Origin of the sequence: Collinsella sp. HCP3S3_D1 (assembly GCF_052064015.1) — a bacterium.
In the GTDB taxonomy this organism is placed as follows: Bacteria; Actinomycetota; Coriobacteriia; order Coriobacteriales; family Coriobacteriaceae; genus Collinsella.
This window is the reverse complement of record NZ_JBQHWK010000034.1, coordinates 1-2168: the sequence shown is the minus strand read 5'-3', so window position 1 is coordinate 2168 and position 2168 is coordinate 1. Positions and strand designations below refer to the sequence as shown.

The window sequence follows — 2168 nt, the reverse complement described above, 5'->3', positions numbered from 1 at the left end:
CGTGGGAGGCCAGGGCGCCGCTGACCGGTGGACGGCACCGAGCCGTCATCGAGAATCGAGAAGGGGGAGGCCTCGCGGCCTCCCCCTTTTTCGTTTCTCAGGCAATTTAACTAAATGACAATTTTTACAACGATATCATCTGCCGTCTTATTCAGACGTTCACCGTTCTCCTGACAGTCTCACGCACTCAATGGATTACTATCTACTTAAGCGTGATACTGCGCTTGACCTGTTTTAGGCGGGCCGTTTTATTGATTATGAAGGAAGGACGCACATGGCAGATGTTCACGAGCTGCTTGATACTTGGATTGCCAATGTCAAGGATGATGAGCTGCTGACCGAGCTCAACACGATGAAGGAGCAGGGTGACGAGGACGCCATCACCGATGCCTTCTTCCAGGATCTTGCCTTCGGCACCGCCGGCCTTCGCGGCACGATCGGTGCTGGCACTAACCGTATGAATATCTATACGGTCGGCCGTGCAACGCAGGGCTTCGCCGACTATCTCAATGCGACTTTTGAGCATCCGACGGTTGCCATTGCTCGCGACAGCCGCAATAAGGGCGAATTGTTCGTCAAGACGACTGCTGCCATTCTTGCAGCAAACGGCGTGACTGCTCTCGTGTACCCTAAGATTTCTCCCGTGCCGACGCTTTCCTGGGCCGTCCGCGACCTTAAGTGCTCCGGTGGCATTTGCATGACCGCTAGTCATAACCCTGCGCCCTATAACGGCTATAAGGCATATGGCCCCGACGGCTGCCAGATCACTAGCGAGGCCGCCGATGCAATTTCTAAGGCTATCGCCGAGACCGATACGTTCACCGGCGTGAAGTCCATGGACTTCGATGAGGCTCTTGAGCAGGGTCTGGTCAAATGGATCGATGACTCGTGCCTCGAGCGTTATTACGACGCCGTTCTTGCGCGCGGCGTGACCAACCTTTCTGCCGAGGAGATCGCTGGCGCTCCGCTTAAGCTCGTCTACACTCCGCTCAACGGCACTGGCCTCATTCCCGTCACGACGGTGCTCGAGCGCGCCGGCATCACCGATGTCACGGTTGTTCCCGAGCAGAAGGACCCGAACGGCGATTTCCCGACCTGCCCGTATCCTAACCCCGAGATCCGTCAGGCCATGCAGAAGGGAATCGACCTGTGCGAGCAGGTTCACCCCGATCTGCTGCTTGCAACCGATCCTGACGCCGACCGTGTTGGCGTTGCTGTTAAGAATGGTGATGACTATCTGCTGCTGACCGGCAATGAGATGGGCGTTCTGCTGCTCGACTATATCTGCAAGACCCGTGCCGCCCGCGGCGAGGATCTCACCAAGAAGGTCGCGGTTACTACCATTGTTTCTTCCGCCATGGTCGATGCTCTGGCCGAGGAGTATGGCTTTGAGCTCCGTCGCTGCCTGACGGGCTTCAAGTACATCGGTGACATCATTACCTCGCTTTCCGATGCTGGTGAAGTCGATCGCTTTATCTTCGGTTTCGAGGAGAGCTACGGTTATCTGGCCGGCGACCACGTGCGCGACAAGGACGCCGTGAGCACTTCGCTTCTGATTTGCCAGATGGCGCAGTATTACAAGCTCCAGGGCAAGAACCTTGCCGATGCGATGCACGAGCTGTACGAGAAGTACGGCTACTATCACAACAAGACGATTTCGCTGAGCTATCCGGGCGCTGAGGGTGCGGCAAAGATGGCCGGCATCATGGCTGACCTGCGCGAGAACCCGCCCGCGGAGCTCGCAGGCTCCAAGATCGAGGCCGTCGTGGATTACAACACGTGCGTTAACGGTCTGCCCAAGGCCAACGTGATCGAGTTCGATCTTGAGGGCGGCAACAAGGGCATTGTCCGTCCGTCCGGCACCGAGCCCAAGATCAAGCTGTACATCTTCGCTAAGGGCGCGGATGCCGCCGAGGCTGATGCAGCACTTGACGCGATTGAGGAGTCAGGTCGCAAGCTGTTGGCCTAAGGCTTTGAAAGCCTATTTCTATAGATAGACGAAAAAGGGGATCTCGGAAACGAGGTCCCCTCTCTATTACTGCTAAATACAGCTGAGAATCCCAAACTGTGTAGGAGTTGTGTGCAACCAGATTCCCGCCCCGCGGGCCCCTCCGGTCTGGCAATATATCTCCTTGCCGCGCGGCCCGGTCGGACCGGATGAGCCGCGG

General features: G+C 57.1%; 1 protein-coding gene. It reads left to right on the top strand.

All coding sequences use genetic code 11. From position 1 onward, the window contains the following. The first annotated feature begins 274 nt into the window (after positions 1–274). The gene (locus tag ACTNDJ_RS08875; RefSeq protein WP_441064273.1) at positions 275–1969 is read left to right on the top strand and encodes a phospho-sugar mutase; all 1695 of its coding nucleotides are present in this window, start codon (positions 275–277) and stop codon (positions 1967–1969) included. Positions 1970–2168 lie beyond the last annotated feature (199 nt).